The organism is Burkholderia diffusa (assembly GCF_001718315.1).
GTDB lineage: Bacteria > Pseudomonadota > Gammaproteobacteria > Burkholderiales > Burkholderiaceae > Burkholderia > Burkholderia diffusa_B.
The window spans coordinates 2,775,514-2,791,359 of the sequence record NZ_CP013362.1; the positions used below are offsets into that span (position 1 = coordinate 2,775,514).

Below are 15,846 nucleotides of genomic sequence, written 5' to 3' on the forward strand. Positions count from 1 at the left end.
GCGGTGGGGCGGGCGCAGCCGGCTCACCGGCACGGCGGGCGACGCCGCCCGCGCACGCGGCTGCGCCGCCCCGACACTACGCACGGCACTCCGCCGGCGCATATTGCGCCGGCAACGTCGCGGCTTCCGCCGGCAACGGGCCCGCGCCCGGCGCCGGAAGTGACGACGCGGACTTGCCGGCGGCAAAGCATTCCCACGCGATCGCACCGGCCTGCATCGCGCCCTTTTTCAGCGGCACGCGCGCGGTCGGCGTATCGGCCTTGTCCGGGGCGGACGGTACCAGGACGAGCGTATTCGCGCCAGCCGCGGCGACGCGAGTGGTGAAGGCCACCGTAATCTGGCCGGTGTCGCCGTCGATCGCGACGGATTCGACGTTGCGGGTCGCGGCCGGCGGGCTGTAACCGCCGTCGAGACTCGCGCCGCTCGCGGCGTTGTCGGCAACCGCGAGCCGCGCGGACGACGCGAGCGCGAGCCCCTCGCCGACACGCGATCGCGCAAGGTAATCCTGGTACGCGGGAATCGCGTAGGCCGCGACCACGCCGACGATCGCGAGCACGATCATCAATTCGATCAGTGTGAAACCGTGTGGCCGCCAACGCGGCACCGGCCGGCGCGCGCGCCGCAGATCGGCGGCGATGCGCCGGAACAGGGAAACGGAAAAGGCTTCGAACATGACTGGCTCCGGAAACGAAAAACGCCTGCCGAATCAGGCAGGCGTTTCGATCGTAGCCAGCGGGCCGCGACCCCGGCAGTCGGCCGGACGGCCAGCGTCAGTGCGCGTGCGAGGCGCCGCGACGGCGCCGCAACGCATAACCCGCAGCGACGACGAACAACGCGCCAGCGATGCTGGCGCCGTAGATCGCCGCCGGCGTATCGAGCACCGGCCAGCGGTCGCCGACCGGGTCGTGCACCATCAGCCCCCCGGCGATCCAGCCGAGCAGCCCCGCGCCGAGCGCCACGACGACCGGGAACCGATCGAGCAGCTTCAACACCAGCGTACTGCCCCACACGATGATCGGCACGCTGACGACGAGCCCGAAGATCACCAGCGCCAGCCGATGCGACGGATCGGCCTGCTCGGCCGCGCCGGCGATCGCGATCACGTTGTCGAGGCTCATCACGGCATCGGCGATCACGATCGTCTTCACCGCGTCCCACAGCCGGTCGGCCGGCTTCACGTTGTCGTGCGCATCGGCGTCCGGCGCCATCAGCTTGATGCCGATCCACAGCAGCAGTAGGCCGCCGCCGAACTTCAGGAACGGCACGTCGAGCAGCACCACCGCGAACGCGATCAGCGCGACCCGCAGCAGGATCGCGCCGGCCGTGCCCCATACGACGCCGCGCAGCCGCTGGTTGGCCGGCAGGTTGCGGCACGCGAGCGCAATCACGACCGCGTTGTCGCCGCCGAGGAGGATGTCGATGATGACGATCTGGAACACGGCGCCCCAGTGGAGCGACGTCAGGAATTCAAGCATGAGCGGTATCGTGGGGAGCGGTTGCGGGACGGGGTGCCCGGATGAACACCGGGACAGGCATCGCGCATGCCCGGCTGCTTACAAATTCATTGCGCGAGCATAACAAAAAACGCCGGCAAGGCCGGCGTTTTTTGCAGGACGAACCCACGCGTAAATTACAGCGCCTTCTTGAGCAGGCGACCCATTTCCGACGGGTTGCGCGTGACGGTGATGCCGCACGCTTCCATGATTTCCAGCTTCGCTTCGGCCGTATCAGCACCGCCCGAGATCAGCGCGCCGGCGTGGCCCATGCGCTTGCCCGGAGGCGCCGTGACGCCAGCGATGAAGCCGACGACCGGCTTCTTCATGTTGTCCTTGATCCACTGAGCGGCGTTGGCTTCGTCCGGACCGCCGATTTCGCCGATCATCACGACCGCATCCGTATCCGGATCGTCGTTGAACATCTTCATCACGTCGATGTGCTTCAGACCATTGATCGGGTCGCCGCCGATGCCGACTGCCGACGACTGGCCAAGGCCCAGTGCCGTCAGCTGAGCAACGGCTTCATACGTCAGCGTGCCCGAACGCGACACGACGCCGATGCGGCCCTTGCGGTGGATGTGACCCGGCATGATGCCGATCTTCAGTTCGTCCGGCGTGATCGTGCCCGGGCAGTTCGGCCCGAGCAGCAGCGTCTTGCGGCCTTCGCGACGCATGCGGTCCTTCACTTCGATCATGTCGCGCACGGGGATGCCTTCCGTGATGCAGATCGCGAGATCCAGGTCGGCTTCGACCGCTTCCCAGATCGCAGCGGCCGCGCCTGCCGGCGGAACGTAGATGACCGACACGGTCGCGCCGGTTTCTGCCTTCGCTTCCTTGACGCTCGCGTAGATCGGAATGCCTTCGAAGTCTTCGCCGGCCTTCTTCGGGTTCACGCCCGCGACGAATGCTTCGCGGCCGTTTGCGTATTCACGGCAGGCGCGCGTATGGAACTGACCGGTTTTGCCGGTAATGCCCTGCGTGATGACCTTCGTGTCCTTGTTGATCAGAATCGACATGTATTTTGACCTCTGTTCGATTGGCGTCGCGTGCGAAGCGCGCCGCCATGCGTGTTCATTAGCGCGCCAAGAAAACGCCGGGCCGCCCCAAGTTTTCTTGACCCCCCGCAGAGCCCGGCGCGTAGCGCCAGGTCCGGGGGCGCTTCTTTACTTGCCTGCGGCAGCCGCGACGACCTTCTGCGCAGCCTCTTCCATGCTGTCCGCCGAGATGATCGGCAGGCCCGAATCGGCCAGCATCTTCTTGCCGAGGTCCTCGTTCGTGCCCTTCATGCGCACGACGAGCGGCACGTTCAGGTTCACGGCCTTCGAACCGGCGATCACGCCTTCCGCGATCACGTCGCAGCGCATGATGCCGCCGAAGATGTTCACGAGGATCGCCTTCAGGCCCGGGTTCTTCAGCATCAGCTTGAACGCTTCCGTGACCTTCTCGGTCGTAGCGCCACCGCCGACGTCCAGGAAGTTCGCCGGCTCGCCGCCGAACAGCTTGATCGTGTCCATCGTCGCCATCGCGAGGCCAGCACCGTTCACGAGACAGCCGATGTTGCCGTCGAGCGAGATGTACGCGAGGTCGAACTTCGACGCTTCGATTTCAGCCGGATCTTCTTCGTCCAGGTCGCGGTACGCGACGATTTCCGGGTGGCGGAACAGCGCGTTCGAGTCGAAGTTGAACTTCGCGTCGAGTGCGGTGACCTTGCCGTCGCCCGAGACGTTCAGCGGGTTGATTTCAGCCAGCGACGCGTCGGTTTCCCAGAATGCCTTGTACAGGCCTTGCAGGATCGCGCGCGCTTGCGGGATCGAAGCAGCCGGCACGCCGATCTTCGCTGCGAGGTCGTCGGCCTGTGCGTCGAGCAGGCCCGTCGACGGCTCGACGATGACCTTGTGGATCAGTTCCGGGTGCTTTTCGGCGACTTCTTCGATGTCCATGCCGCCTTCGCTCGAACCCATCAGAACGATCTTTTGCGACACGCGATCGACGACGAGGCTGACATACAGTTCCTGCTTGATGTCGGCGCCTTCTTCGATCAGCAGACGGTTGACCTTCTGGCCTTCCGGACCGGTCTGGTGCGTGACGAGCTGCATGCCGAGGATCTGGCTCGCGTATTCGCGCACCTGCTCGATCGACTTCGCCACCTTCACGCCGCCGCCCTTGCCACGGCCACCCGCGTGAATCTGAGCCTTCACGACCCACACCGGGCCGCCCAGCTCTTCTGCCACCTTGACGGCCTCATCAACCGAGAACGCCGGCTTGCCGCGCGGTACCGCGACTCCGAATTTCCGCAGGATTTCCTTACCCTGGTACTCGTGAATCTTCATGCGTGATTCCCTTCAGTCTGAGAGTTGGATGAAATGTCGCTTAAGACGCTTCTTCGAATGATTTCCGTTCATTCCTTCGTGCTGCCTTCACCGGGCAGATCCGGCCGAATCGGCCCATACCACCGCGGGTAGTACTGCCGCACGACCTCGCCGTCGAACCGCAACGCGCGGCAGCGGCCGAGCTGGAAGGGCGGTTCGGCGTGTTCGCCGTCGTGGTCCGGCCCTTCGCCGCCCTCCTCGCGCACATTCCACACATCACCGGCGAACGCCTGGATCGCTGCCGTCGGCAGCACGGCGCACAGTTCGGTGAGATGGGAGCAGCCTTCGACACCGGCGAGCAGCCGGTTCGCGTTGCGGCGGAAATTGCGGAAGAGATTGAGCCCGATGAGGGCCCGATAGGCGGGAGGGGCGGTTTGACAGTGACCGGGATAGGGAACCCACTCCGAAGACGCTTCGGCGTCGACGACATTGAGGTCACGATCGATAGTCACGCGCAGCCAGAGTTCGTGGATCGGCAGGCCCTGGGGCCGGATGCCCGACGCAAGCGCGACATCGCGCGGCTTGTGGTCGGTCAGGCAGGCTTCGATGTCCCACAAGCCGTCGCCGCGCTCGTAGGCTTCCGCTCGGATTGCGCGTCGATGTCGCAACTGACGGGGCACGGGCTCGGATAGCGGCATGCTGGAGGTTGAGGCCGAAGAGGAAAACCCGTGGATTTTAGCATATTGGGTATTTGAGGCATCCGGCCGCGAAGGCGGGTATTCCCGCCTGTCCGGAAACGGTTGCATTGCAGCAAAATCGCGCGCAGCGCGCGCGACCGAGCCGGTCAGTCGTCGATCGGGAAATCGTCGCCGACCTTCAGCAACTTCACGATGGTCGAGCTCGAGAAGCCACGCGCGGCAAGGAAGCGCGCCTGCTTCGCGCGCTCGGCGGGCGTTTGCGGCAGTGCACCGAATTTCTTGCGCCAGACGGCCTGCGCGCGTGCCCACTCGGTCTCGCGCAGTTGCGCATTCACTTCCTCGACGAGACTGTCGCCGACCGCATGACGCTTCAGTTCGCTGACGATGCGCGCGACGCCGACGCGCGACGCGCGGCGATGCACGAGGCTCTCGGCAAAGCGTGCGTCCGACAGCCAGCCTTCCTTTTCCAGTGCATCGAGCACCGGCTCGACGGATTCGTCCTCACCGACATACGGTGCGAGCTTGCGCGCAAGTTCGGCCCGGCTGTACTCGCGCCGGGACAAATAGCCGAGCGCGCGGCCCTTCAGCGAACGCTGCGGTTTCGACGACTTGCGCTCGGTGGCGCCGGATTCATCGCCTGAAGCAGTGCCGGCGGAACCGCCGGACGCACGACGCGTGCGACGCGGATGCTGGCTGCTGCGTGTATACACATCTTCCTTGACCGACGCAGATGCATCATCCGCACGCTCGCCCGGAAAGCTGACACCGGATACGCGACGGCGCGACCGGTCGTGCGCGTCGAACGATTCGTCGTCGTCGAACGGATCGACCGGCGCGGTCATCTCAAACGAAACGAGGGCATCCTCGGATGCCCTCGTCGCGGTGCGGCGCGCGGCATGACTGCCCGCGCTCCGCCGGTGGGCCCCCGAGGATTCGGCTTGCCGGCCGGAGCGACCCGCCGTGTCGGGCACGTCGCTCGGTTCCGGTTCGCCAGCCTGACCTCGGCGCCCGACCATCACTCTTCTTCGTCCATCGCCTCGGCTTCGTCGAGCCCTGCACCATCCGGCATGGCGGCAACGCCGAGCGATTCGCGAATGCGGTTTTCGATCTCGCGCGCGATTTCCGGATTCTCGCGCAGGAATTCACGCGCGTTATCCTTGCCCTGGCCGATCTTCTCGCCGTTGTAGCTGTACCAAGCGCCTGCCTTGTCGACGATCTTCGCCTGAACGCCGAGATCGATGATCTCGCCCTGGCGCGAAATACCTTCGCCATACAGGATGTCGAAGATCGCTTCGCGGAACGGCGGCGACACCTTGTTCTTGACGACCTTCACGCGGGTTTCGTTGCCGATCACCTCGTCGTTCTTCTTGATCGAACCGATCCGGCGGATATCCAGACGCACCGACGAGTAGAACTTGAGCGCGTTGCCGCCCGTCGTGGTTTCCGGGTTGCCGAACATCACGCCGATCTTCATCCGGATCTGGTTGATGAAGATCACGAGGCAATTCGTGCGCTTGATCGTGCCCGTCAGCTTGCGCAGTGCCTGCGACATCAGGCGAGCCTGCAGGCCCGGCAGCGAATCGCCCATCTCGCCTTCGATTTCGGCCTTCGGCACGAGCGCCGCGACCGAGTCGATGACGATCATGTCGATCGAGCCCGAGCGAACCAGCGCGTCGGTGATTTCGAGCGCCTGTTCGCCGGTGTCCGGCTGCGAGATCAGCAGCTCCGGCACGTTCACGCCGAGCTTTGCCGCATATTGAACGTCGAGCGCGTGCTCGGCGTCGATGAAGGCTGCCGTGCCGCCCAGCTTCTGCAGTTCGGCGATGACCTGCAGCGTGAGCGTGGTTTTACCGGACGATTCCGGACCGTAAATCTCGACCACCCGGCCGCGCGGCAGGCCGCCGACGCCGAGCGCGATATCGAGACCCAGCGAGCCCGTGGAGACGACCTGGATGTCCTCGGCCGCTTCGCCGTCGCCCATCCGCATGATCGACCCCTTGCCGAACTGCTTCTCGATCTGCGCGAGTGCGGCCGCCAGCGCCTTGCTCTTCTCGGCGGTCATCCCGGAGCCCTTCTTGCTATCTTCCATGAATCGTCCTTTGCTATGATGAGCAGCGTCTGTCAGAGGCGCGCCCGCTTTCAAGCGCTGCCCACGAATGCAGACACTGTATAAAAAAACAGTGTTTTATGCAAGCCCGCAATGCAGGCTGCGTTGTACACGGATAACTTCGGAGACAGCCGCGCCGGCGCGAACGCCCCGCCGGCCATCGGTCAGCAACATGCGAATTCTCATCGCCGAAGACGACAGCATACTCGCGGACGGCCTCACCCGGTCACTCCGCCAATCGGGCTATGCCGTCGACCACGTGAAGAGCGGCGTCGAAGCCGATACCGCGCTGTCGATGCAGTCCTTCGACCTGCTGATCCTCGATCTCGGGCTGCCCAGGATGCCCGGGCTCGACGTGCTCAAGCGCCTGCGCGCGCGCAATTCCAATCTCCCCGTGCTGATCCTGACCGCCGCCGACAGCGTCGACGAGCGCGTGAAGGGGCTCGACCTCGGCGCGGACGACTACATGGCCAAGCCGTTCGCGCTCAACGAGCTCGAGGCGCGCGTGCGTGCGCTGACCCGGCGCGGCGCGGGCGGCGGCCCGACCGTCGTGCGCCACGGCTCGCTCGCGTTCGACCAGGTCGGCCGAATCGCATATGCGAACGAGCGCGTGCTCGACTTGTCCGCGCGCGAGCTCGGGCTGCTCGAAGTGCTGCTGCAGCGCATCGGCCGGCTCGTGTCGAAGGAGCAGCTCGTCGACCATCTGTGCGAATGGGGCGAGGAAGTCAGCAACAACGCGATCGAAGTGTACGTGCACCGGCTGCGCAAGAAGATCGAGCCGAGCGGCGTGCGGATTTCCACCGTGCGCGGCCTCGGCTACTGCCTTGAGAAAGTCGCGCCCGCGGCGCCGGCCGACTCGCCCGCGCCCCAGTCAGCGGCCGCCGGCACGCCGCTGCGCTGAACCCGGCCGTCGCCGCGATGGCCACGCCGGCCCGTTCCCGCCATCCGACCGGCGATCAACCGTCGGCCGCCGACGCCGCGCGCGACGCGCGCTACGAGAACCCGTTCGCGCCGCCCGATGAAACCGACACGCCCGAGGCCGCGCGTCCGCGCTCGCTGTTCGGCGAAATCCTCGACTGGATGCTCGCGCCGCTCCTGCTGCTGTGGCCGATGAGCATCGCCGTCACCTATCTCGTCGCGAAGACGATCGCGAACGGCCCGTTCGACCGCGCGCTCGAGACCAACGCTTACGTGCTCGCGCGTCAGATTCATCCGGTCAACGGCGTCGCCGAGCTGACGCTGCCGCAGCAGACGCGCGACTTCCTGCGCGCGGACAACGTCGACAGCGTTTATTTCCAGGTGCTCGGCACGCGCGGCGAACTGGTCGCGGGCGAGGCCGACATGCCGCTGCCGCGCGACGAGGACCGCCCGCCGCCGGGCGTCGTCGTATTTCGCGACGACCTGCTGCGCGGCAACGACGTGCGCGTCGCGTATACGACCGTCGCGCTGCCGGAGTCGAACAACACGCAGCCCGTGCTCGTGCAGGTCGGCGAGACGCTCGACAAGCGTAACGCGCTCGCGAACGACATCATCAAGGGCGTGATACTGCCGCAATTCGTGATCCTGCCGCTCGCGATCCTGCTCGTCTGGTTCGGGCTGTCGCGCGGGCTCGCGCCGCTCAACGCGCTGCAGGCGCATATCCGCGCACGGCGGCCCGACGACCTGTCGCCCGTCGAGGCGCAGCGCGCGCCGCCCGAGATCGAGCCGCTCGTCACGTCGTTCAACGACCTGCTCGCGCGCCTCGAACAGAACATGGCGCTGCAGAAGCGCTTCATCGCCGACGCCGCGCACCAGATGAAGACGCCGCTCGCGGGGCTGCGCACGCAGGCCGAGTTCGCGTTGCGCCATCCCGTGCCGCCCGACGTGCAGCGTTCGCTCGAACAGATCGCGACGAGTTCCGAGCAGGCCGCACGGCTCGTCACGCAACTGCTCGCGCTCGCGCGCGCCGAGAACCGCGCGAGCGGGCTGACGTTCGAGCCGGTCGAAATCACCGCGCTTGCACGCCGCACGGTGCGTGACTGGGTGCAAGCCGCGCTCGCGAAGCGCATGGATCTCGGCTACGAAGGCCCGGAAGACGACGCGCCGCTCGAGGTCGACGGCAATCCCGTGATGCTGCGCGAGATGCTCGGCAACCTGGTCGACAACGCAATCCGCTACACGCCCGAAGGCGGCCGCATCACCGTGCGCGTGCGGGCCGAGCACGCGGCGCGGCGCGTGCATCTCGAAGTCGAGGACACCGGGCCCGGCATCCCGGCCACGGAACGCGACCGCGTGGTCGAACGCTTCTACCGGATCCTCGGCCGCGAAGGCGACGGCAGCGGCCTCGGGCTCGCGATCGTGCGCGAGATCGCGGCGCAGCACGGCGGCACGCTGACGCTCGACGATCACGTCTATCAGAGCGAGCCGCGCCTGGCGGGCACACTCGTGCGCGTCAGCCTGCCGCTGTCGGACACCGCGCCGGATCAATCCTGATACGCGCGGATCCGTGCCGCGCGCCGCACCGCGATCGCATCGAAACCGGCGCTTTACCTTCCGATTGCGACACGATCAGGATGCGAAACGGCCGATTCGGCACGGGTTAACGCGCAGTCGTTTTGTGCCCGCGAGTCAGTGCGCCGTAAGTTTCCGTGCCAATAATCGTCGACAGGCCCGCCCACCCAAGGCGGCCGCACATCTATATCAAGGGACTTGGAGACGATTCATGGCAACGTTAGGCGAGCAAATTTCGCACTCGCCGATGACGGGCGAAGAGAAGAAGGTGATCTTCGCGTCGTCGCTCGGCACCGTGTTCGAGTGGTACGACTTTTACCTGGCCGGATCACTCGCGGCCTACATCAGCAAGAGCTTCTTCTCCGGGGTCAATCCGACCGCCGCGTTCATCTTCACGCTGCTCGGCTTCGCGGCCGGCTTCGCCGTGCGGCCGTTCGGCGCGATCGTGTTCGGCCGGCTGGGCGACCTCGTCGGCCGCAAGCACACGTTCCTCGTGACGATCGTGATCATGGGCATCTCGACCTTCGTGGTCGGCTTCCTGCCCGGCTACACGTCGATCGGCATCGCGGCGCCCGTGATCTTCATCGCGATGCGGCTGCTGCAGGGCCTCGCACTCGGCGGCGAGTACGGCGGCGCGGCGACCTACGTCGCCGAGCATGCGCCGGCGAACCGTCGCGGCTTCTATACCGCGTGGATCCAGACGACCGCGACGCTCGGCCTGTTCCTGTCGCTGCTCGTGATCCTCGGCGTGCGCACGTTCATCGGCGAGGAAGCGTTCGGCAGCTGGGGCTGGCGCGTGCCGTTCGTCGCGTCGATCCTGCTGCTCGCGGTGTCGGTATGGATCCGGCTGCAACTGAACGAATCGCCGGTGTTCCTGCGCATCAAGGCGGAAGGCAAGACGTCGAAGGCGCCGCTGACCGAAGCGTTCGGCCAGTGGAAGAACCTGAAGATCGTGATCCTCGCGCTCGTCGGCCTGACCGCCGGCCAGGCCGTCGTGTGGTACACGGGCCAGTTCTATGCACTCTTCTTCCTCACGCAGACGCTGAAGGTCGACGGTGCCAGCGCGAACATCCTGATCGCGATCGCGCTCCTGATCGGCACGCCGTTCTTCCTGTTCTTCGGTTCGCTGTCCGACAAGATCGGCCGCAAGCCGATCATCCTCGCGGGCTGCCTGATCGCGGCACTCACCTACTTCCCGCTGTTCAAGGCGCTCACGCACTACGCGAACCCGCAGCTCGAACTCGCGACGCAGAAGGCGCCGATCACGGTCCTCGCCGATCCGGCCACCTGCTCGTTCCAGTTCAACCCGGTGGGCACGTCGAAGTTCACGAGCTCGTGCGACATCGTGAAGAGCGCGCTCGCGAAGGCCGGCCTGAACTACGAGAACGTCGCGGCGCCGGCTGGCGCGACCGCGCAGATCAAGGTCGGCGATACGGTGATCCCCGCATATGATGGCAAGGCGGCCGACGCGAAGGCACAGGGCGCGGCGTTCGACAAGACGCTCGCGTCGACGCTGAAGGCGGCCGGCTACCCGGCAAAGGCCGACCCGTCGCAACTCAACTGGCCGATGACGATCGTGATCCTGACGATCCTCGTGATCTACGTGACGATGGTCTACGGCCCGATCGCGGCGATGCTGGTCGAGATGTTCCCGACGCGCATTCGCTATACGTCGATGTCGTTGCCGTATCACATCGGCAACGGCTGGTTCGGCGGCTTCCTGCCGGCGACCGCGTTCGCGATCGTCGCGGCGAAGGGCGACATCTATTCGGGGCTCTGGTATCCGATCGTGATCGCGCTGGTCACGTTCGTGATCGGTCTGCTGTTCGTCAAGGACACGAAGAACTCGAACATCTACGCGCAGGATTGACCCGGGCGGCGGGCGGCATCTCGCCCGCGACCCGTGCCGGCACGGGCTGTTGGCACCTTTTTTCACTTTCCTGAAAAAAGGTGTTGACAGCCCGGCGGCACATCTACATAATTCAAGTCTTCGGCGAATTAGCTCAGTCGGTTAGAGCGACGGAATCATAATCCGCAGGTCCGGGGTTCGAGTCCCTGATTCGCCACCAAATGCGAAAAGCCGCTGTTCCGAAAGGATCAGCGGCTTTTTTCATTGCGTCGTCCGATACGGGCGACGGCGCGCGTCGGCCCGTCCAGCAGGTCGCGCGCTATGCCACCGCTACGCCACCACCGCCCCGCGCTGCGCATCGGGCACTTCCGCCCGCACCTTCCCCCGCCAGTTCTCCCCGCCCTCCAGCGCCGGCGTCGATTCGAACAGCTCCGCGATCCAGTCCGCGAACACGCGCACCTTCTGCGACAGATGCCGGTTGTGCGGATACACGATCGAGATCGGCTTGGGCTTCGGATTGCAGTCGGGCAGCACCTCGACCAGCGAGCCGTCGCGCAGGTTCGGCAGCACCATGAACAACGTCGGCTGGATCATCCCGAACCCTTCGAGCCCGCACGTCACGTACGCATCCGAATCGTTGACGGTGACGCTGCCGTTCATCCGCACCTCGACCGGCTTGCCCTCGATCATGAACACCCACGGAATCGCCCGCGCGCCGTGGCTCGCGCGGAAATTCACCGCATGATGTTCGGCCAGGTCGGCGATCTCCTGAGGCTCGCCGTGGCGCGCGAGATAGTCCGGCGACGCGCATGTCACGCGCTTGAGCATCCCGATCCGTCGCGCGACCATCGACGAATCCTCGAGCGGCCCGACCCGGATCATGCAGTCGATGCCCTCCTCCACCGGATCCACGTAGCGGTCCGACAAGCCGAGGTCGAGTGTGATGTCCGGATAGCGCTGCCGGAAGATCGACAACGCCGGCAACACGACGCGCCGCCCGAGCGAACTCGGCATGTGGACGCGCAGCACGCCGCTCGGCTTGCGGTTGCCGGTCTGGAAACTCGCGTCGGCCTCCGCGATCTCCGAAATGATCTTCATGCAATGCTCGTAATACGCGGCGCCCTCCGGCGTCAGCGACAACCGGCGAGTCGTCCGGTGCATCAGGCGCACGCCGAGCAGCGCCTCGAGATTCTGGATGATGGTCGTCACCGATGCGCGCGGCATCGCGAGCGTGTCGGCGGCACGCGTGAAGCTGTTCGCGTCGACCACGCGGGTGAAAACTTCCATTGCCTGAATGCGGTCCATACTGCGCCCCCTTCGAATCGCCAACGGAACAGAATAGAGCGCGCAACCCGCGCGGCACAAGCCCCCGGCTATTGTTCTCCACCTCTGAACAGTCGCGGCATTTCGGACTCGAAAGTGATGCGGATTCACGCAGGTCCAGACGCGGCGGCTCCGTCCCCGGTCGCGGCGCGCTCACCGCTCACCGCTCACCGCTCACCTCTCACCTCTCACCGACACGTTACCGCACGAACCGATCGCGATAGCCCTGCGGCGACACGCCGAGCACGCGCACGAAACTGCGCCTCAGCGTCTCTTCCGAGCCGAAGCCGCACCGCGAGGCGATCCGCTTGACGGGCCACGCGGTTTCGCCGAGCAAACGCTGCGCGGCCTCGATGCGAATCTGCTCGACCGCGCGCGCGGGCGTGCGGCCGGTGCCCGCGCGGTAGTGGCGCACGAAGCTGCGCTCGCTCATGTTGACGCGCTCCGCGAGCGCCGGCACCGACAGGTCGGCCGTCAGGTGCTCGGCGATCCATGCGTGGAGTTCGCCGAAACGGTCGTCGGTGCACTGCATCGACAGCATCGCGCTGAACTGCGCCTGCCCGCCCGGCCGCTTCAGGAACACGACGAGTTCGCGCGCGGCGTCGAGCGCGATCGCCCGCCCGAGATCCTCCTCGACCAGCGCGAGTGCGAGATCGATGCCGGCCGTCACGCCGGCCGACGTCCACAGCGCGCCTTCGCGGATGAAGATCGGATCGGGCTCGACGCGCACGTTCGGATAGCGCGCCGCGAATTCGTCGCAACGCGCCCAGTGCGTGACCGCGCGTCGCCCGTCGAGCAGGCCGGCCTCGGCGAGCAGGAACGCGCCGGTGCAGACCGACGCGACACGTCGCGCGCGCTGTGCCTGCTGCCGGACCCAGCGCACCGTCCGCGCATCGCGCGAAGCGGCGTGCACGCCCTTGCCGCCGGCCACGATCACCGTATCGGGCGGCCCGGCCGAGCGCAGCGAATCGGCCATCACCACGAGGCCGGAGGACGTCTCGACCGGCCCCGCCTCGGCGGCGACGACACGTGGCGCATACGGCACGGGCCGCCCGCGCTCCTGCGCGAGTTCGTTGACGGATGCGAACACCTGCAGCGGCCCGGTCACGTCGAGCAACTGCGCACGGGGGAACGCGAGGATGAGGATCGAACGCGGAGCGGCAGGCATGGCGATTGGCTGAAAACGTGGCTGATATGGCAATTTCGCCAAACACTACGCGCCTAGAATCGATCTGTCCATCGTGCGCCGGCCGTGGCGCATCCCCTTCCGTTCGGAGTGTTCGCATGACCCTGCATATCGGCCTTCTCGTGTTTCCTGGCGTCCAGCAACTCGATCTCACCGGCCCGCACGATGTGCTCGCTTCGTTGCCCGACGCGGCTGTCCATCTGGTCTGGAAATCGCGCGACACCGTCGCGTCGAGCAGCGGCCTCGCGCTCGCGCCGACCTGCACATTCGACGATTGCCCGCCGCTCGACGTGATCTGCGTGCCCGGCGGGATCGGCATCAACGACCTGCTGCTCGACACCGAAACGATCGCGTTCGTGCAGCAGCGCGCGGCCGCCGCGCGCTACGTCACGTCGGTCTGCACCGGTGCACTGCTGCTCGGCGTGGCCGGCCTGCTGCGAGGCCGCCGCGCAACGACGCACTGGGCGTTTCATTCACTGCTCGCGCCGCTCGGGGCGGTGCCCGTACGCGAGCGCGTGGTGCGCGACGGCAACCTGATCACCGGCGGCGGCGTGACGGCCGGCATCGACTTCGCGTTGACGATCGCCGCCGAACTCGTCGGCGACGAAGAGGCGCAGGCGATCCAGTTGGCGCTCGAATATGCGCCCGCGCCGCCGTTCGATGCCGGCTCGCCGGATACCGCACCGGCGTCGGTACTGAAGCGCGTGACCGAGCGCACCGCGGCAGGGCTGGAGAAGCGCAAGCAAACGATCGACGCGGCCTTGCGCGCGATGGCGCACTGAAGACGAGCACACGCAAACGGAAAGGCAGACGAGCCGGAAAGCCATGCCGCCGGCCCGACTTCCATGGCATTCGCATCGACGCACCGAGATCTACCGATGAACATCATCCGCAGCACCGCATTCACCGCGCAACGCCCGTGGGGCGCGCTGGACATCGCCAACCTGAACGGCATCACGGTCCGCCTGCACTGGACCGATCGACCGTACCAGTGGCACGTGAACGATGGCGAGGAAGTTTTCGCGGTGCTCGACGGCCGCGTCGAGATGCGTTACCGCTCGGCAGGCATCGAGCACGCGACGGTGCTCGAAACGGGAGACGTATTCCACGCGACGATCGGCACGGAACACGTCGCGCACCCGCTCGGCGAAGCGCGCATCCTCGTGATCGAGACCGAAGGCAGCGACTGACGACGGGCGTCAGCCCGAGGTGGTGCCCGTGCCCTGCGACGGGATCAGCTTCGGCTGAGGCACGCACAGGCACTGGCACAGGTCGTGTTCGAGCGCGACGACCTTGCCCATCACGGTCATCGTCCGCTCGCCGCCGTCGGACACGATCACGCCCTGGGTCTTGCATGCGGCGCAGAACACCGGCGCGCCGAGATAGGCGAGTTCGCGGCCGTCGAATGACGAATCGGCGATTCCGTCGAGCACGACGCCGCCATGGTCGGTCGTATCGCCCTTCAGGATGAATTTGCGGCTCATGGTTCGGCTCTCCCTCGGAAACGCCGCGCAGCACGGCGTCGGGCCGCGCGCGGGCAGTCGGTATCCGCCCGTCGGTCGCGGGCGTTTCGCGAGGATATCACCGCGCAGCCGATCGCCGAATGCATGCCGTTCAGCGCGGCGTTCGCGCTGTCGTTGCGCACCGACGCCGCGTCATGCGCGCCGAAGCCCTTCATGGCGTTCGACTGGATACGCGAGCGGATGGTCGGGATCGACGTGAAGGAGACGATCCCGACCATTCGGCCGACGTGCTTACGCGGCGCGATGCGCCGGGCACAAGCGCGTGCGACCACCTGATTCACTGCTTCGCCGAAGCCGTGCGCCGGTACGATCCCGCGAAATGGTCATGGCGATAGCGACGCGCTCAAACGAACAGCGCGACGCAAAGCGCGGCGCCGCACAGATACGTGCCGAGCGCGCCGATGAAGCGCAAAGGGTTCGGCCTTTCCATCGTCGGCCACGCGAGCAGCCCGATCACGAGCAGACAGCGGCACGCGGTTGCCGCGACGATCAACGACACGATCGCGCGCGACGGGTCGTGTGCGCCGAAATAGAGAAACAGCGCCGCGAGAAACGGCGCATATTCGGCCGTGTTGCCGTGCGCGCGTACGACCTTGTGCAACCCGTCGGTCGGATCGGACGCACACCCGGAGCCGGTGGTGTGCCGGAAGCGGGTGACGGACACGACCAGGCCGAGCCCGAACAGCAGCAATCCCAGGATCGCCGTGCAAACGAGCGCGACGGGATGAATCGACATGGAACCCCCGGTGAAAGCGGACGTGCGCCGCACATCCGGCGATCGTACCCGCGGCCGGTGCTCCCGGCTATCGCGGAAACCCATAGCGTCTTCATGCATCGGCGCTCGATCCGGACATGATCAGTCCCG

General features: G+C 66.4%; 17 protein-coding genes and 1 tRNA gene. 6 read left to right on the forward strand and 12 right to left on the reverse strand.

The features are described 5' to 3' along the window. Positions 1–76 precede the first annotated feature (76 nt). The 7 genes from WI26_RS12795 to recA form a co-directional block, all read right to left on the reverse strand. Positions 77–673, reverse strand: coding sequence for a pilin (locus tag WI26_RS12795; RefSeq protein ID WP_069226103.1), 597 nt, complete (start codon positions 671–673; stop codon positions 77–79). Between the two features lie 97 nt (positions 674–770). Further along, positions 771–1,475, reverse strand: coding sequence for a TerC family protein (locus WI26_RS12800; RefSeq protein WP_059465712.1), 705 nt, complete (start codon positions 1,473–1,475; stop codon positions 771–773). Positions 1,476–1,630: 155 nt separating this feature from the next. Next, a complete protein-coding gene (sucD, locus tag WI26_RS12805) occupies positions 1,631–2,512 on the reverse strand; it encodes a succinate--CoA ligase subunit alpha (RefSeq protein WP_010090788.1) in 882 nt (293 codons plus the stop codon). Positions 2,513–2,659: 147 nt separating this feature from the next. Further along, entirely contained in the window at positions 2,660–3,826 is a 1,167-nt protein-coding gene (gene sucC, locus WI26_RS12810) for an ADP-forming succinate--CoA ligase subunit beta (RefSeq protein ID WP_069226104.1), read from the reverse strand. A 68-nt stretch (positions 3,827–3,894) separates the two neighbouring features. After that, the gene (locus WI26_RS12815; RefSeq protein ID WP_069226105.1) at positions 3,895–4,503 is read right to left on the reverse strand and encodes a DUF2889 domain-containing protein; all 609 of its coding nucleotides are present in this window, start codon (positions 4,501–4,503) and stop codon (positions 3,895–3,897) included. Between the two features lie 146 nt (positions 4,504–4,649). After that, on the reverse strand, positions 4,650–5,519 hold the full coding sequence (gene recX / locus WI26_RS12820) for a recombination regulator RecX (RefSeq protein ID WP_069226106.1): 870 nt from the start codon (positions 5,517–5,519) through the stop codon (positions 4,650–4,652). Next, entirely contained in the window at positions 5,519–6,592 is a 1,074-nt protein-coding gene (recA, locus tag WI26_RS12825) for a recombinase RecA (RefSeq protein ID WP_059465716.1), read from the reverse strand. The genes recX and recA overlap by 1 nt, the downstream gene beginning before the upstream one ends. Before the next feature lie 190 nt (positions 6,593–6,782). Between recA and WI26_RS12830 the strand changes: the two genes are divergently transcribed. The 4 genes from WI26_RS12830 (at position 6,783) to WI26_RS12845 (ending at position 11,169) form a co-directional block, all read left to right on the forward strand. Further along, positions 6,783–7,511 carry a response regulator transcription factor gene (locus WI26_RS12830; RefSeq protein ID WP_059465717.1) on the forward strand — a complete coding sequence of 243 codons (729 nt, stop codon included), beginning with the start codon at positions 6,783–6,785 and terminating at the stop codon, positions 7,509–7,511. Between the two features lie 17 nt (positions 7,512–7,528). Continuing rightward, entirely contained in the window at positions 7,529–9,082 is a 1,554-nt protein-coding gene (locus WI26_RS12835) for a sensor histidine kinase (RefSeq protein WP_069226107.1), read from the forward strand. Positions 9,083–9,311: 229 nt separating this feature from the next. Next, entirely contained in the window at positions 9,312–10,970 is a 1,659-nt protein-coding gene (locus WI26_RS12840; RefSeq protein ID WP_059465719.1) for an MFS transporter, read from the forward strand. 122 nt (positions 10,971–11,092) lie between these two features. After that, positions 11,093–11,169: transfer RNA gene (locus WI26_RS12845), tRNA-Met, on the forward strand. Positions 11,170–11,279: 110 nt separating this feature from the next. Here the strand turns inward: WI26_RS12845 and WI26_RS12850 are convergent. Continuing rightward, positions 11,280–12,254 (reverse strand): LysR family transcriptional regulator, encoded by a 975-nt coding sequence (locus WI26_RS12850; RefSeq protein WP_069226108.1) that lies wholly within the window; start codon positions 12,252–12,254, stop codon positions 11,280–11,282. 217 nt (positions 12,255–12,471) lie between these two features. Next, on the reverse strand, positions 12,472–13,440 hold the full coding sequence (locus WI26_RS12855; RefSeq protein WP_069226109.1) for a GlxA family transcriptional regulator: 969 nt from the start codon (positions 13,438–13,440) through the stop codon (positions 12,472–12,474). A gap of 116 nt (positions 13,441–13,556) precedes the next feature. Here WI26_RS12855 and WI26_RS12860 point away from each other — a divergent pair, with 116 nt between their 5' ends. Both WI26_RS12860 and WI26_RS12865 read left to right on the forward strand, forming a co-directional pair. Next, entirely contained in the window at positions 13,557–14,240 is a 684-nt protein-coding gene (locus WI26_RS12860; RefSeq protein ID WP_069226110.1) for a DJ-1/PfpI family protein, read from the forward strand. A gap of 96 nt (positions 14,241–14,336) precedes the next feature. Beyond that, complete coding sequence (locus tag WI26_RS12865; RefSeq protein WP_069226111.1) at positions 14,337–14,648, forward strand: cupin domain-containing protein; 312 nt, start codon at positions 14,337–14,339, stop codon at positions 14,646–14,648. 9 nt (positions 14,649–14,657) lie between these two features. On the opposite strand, the gene WI26_RS12870 is transcribed toward WI26_RS12865, so the two are convergent. From WI26_RS12870 to WI26_RS12880, 3 genes are all read right to left on the reverse strand, one after another. Continuing rightward, positions 14,658–14,942, reverse strand: a complete 285-nt coding sequence (locus tag WI26_RS12870) for a PAAR domain-containing protein (protein WP_069226112.1) — start codon at positions 14,940–14,942, stop codon at positions 14,658–14,660. Then, the gene (locus WI26_RS32215; protein ID WP_155768757.1) at positions 14,939–15,262 is read right to left on the reverse strand and encodes a hypothetical protein; all 324 of its coding nucleotides are present in this window, start codon (positions 15,260–15,262) and stop codon (positions 14,939–14,941) included. Before WI26_RS32215 ends, WI26_RS12870 begins: the two co-directional genes overlap by 4 nt. A gap of 62 nt (positions 15,263–15,324) precedes the next feature. Further along, the gene (locus WI26_RS12880; protein WP_069226114.1) at positions 15,325–15,717 is read right to left on the reverse strand and encodes an MAPEG family protein; all 393 of its coding nucleotides are present in this window, start codon (positions 15,715–15,717) and stop codon (positions 15,325–15,327) included. Positions 15,718–15,846: the final 129 nt, after the last annotated feature.

Bases quoted from the DNA above. Each gene is read 5' to 3' on its own strand.
- WI26_RS12800 (WP_059465712.1), bottom strand. From the start codon at position 1,475: ATGCTTGAATTCCTGACGTCGCTCCACTGGGGCGCCGTGTTCCAGATC.
- WI26_RS12840 (WP_059465719.1), top strand. From the start codon at position 9,312: ATGGCAACGTTAGGCGAGCAAATTTCGCACTCGCCGATGACGGGCGAA.
- WI26_RS12795 (WP_069226103.1), bottom strand. From the start codon at position 673: ATGTTCGAAGCCTTTTCCGTTTCCCTGTTCCGGCGCATCGCCGCCGAT.
- WI26_RS12815 (WP_069226105.1), bottom strand. From the start codon at position 4,503: ATGCCGCTATCCGAGCCCGTGCCCCGTCAGTTGCGACATCGACGCGCA.
- WI26_RS12865 (WP_069226111.1), top strand. From the start codon at position 14,337: ATGAACATCATCCGCAGCACCGCATTCACCGCGCAACGCCCGTGGGGC.
- WI26_RS12870 (WP_069226112.1), bottom strand. From the start codon at position 14,942: ATGAGCCGCAAATTCATCCTGAAGGGCGATACGACCGACCATGGCGGC.
- WI26_RS12835 (WP_069226107.1), top strand. From the start codon at position 7,529: ATGGCCACGCCGGCCCGTTCCCGCCATCCGACCGGCGATCAACCGTCG.
- WI26_RS12830 (WP_059465717.1), top strand. From the start codon at position 6,783: ATGCGAATTCTCATCGCCGAAGACGACAGCATACTCGCGGACGGCCTC.
- WI26_RS12855 (WP_069226109.1), bottom strand. From the start codon at position 13,440: ATGCCTGCCGCTCCGCGTTCGATCCTCATCCTCGCGTTCCCCCGTGCG.
- sucD (WP_010090788.1), bottom strand. From the start codon at position 2,512: ATGTCGATTCTGATCAACAAGGACACGAAGGTCATCACGCAGGGCATT.
- recA (WP_059465716.1), bottom strand. From the start codon at position 6,592: ATGGAAGATAGCAAGAAGGGCTCCGGGATGACCGCCGAGAAGAGCAAG.
- sucC (WP_069226104.1), bottom strand. From the start codon at position 3,826: ATGAAGATTCACGAGTACCAGGGTAAGGAAATCCTGCGGAAATTCGGA.
- WI26_RS12860 (WP_069226110.1), top strand. From the start codon at position 13,557: ATGACCCTGCATATCGGCCTTCTCGTGTTTCCTGGCGTCCAGCAACTC.
- WI26_RS12850 (WP_069226108.1), bottom strand. From the start codon at position 12,254: ATGGACCGCATTCAGGCAATGGAAGTTTTCACCCGCGTGGTCGACGCG.
- recX (WP_069226106.1), bottom strand. From the start codon at position 5,519: ATGGTCGGGCGCCGAGGTCAGGCTGGCGAACCGGAACCGAGCGACGTG.
- WI26_RS12880 (WP_069226114.1), bottom strand. From the start codon at position 15,717: ATGTCGATTCATCCCGTCGCGCTCGTTTGCACGGCGATCCTGGGATTG.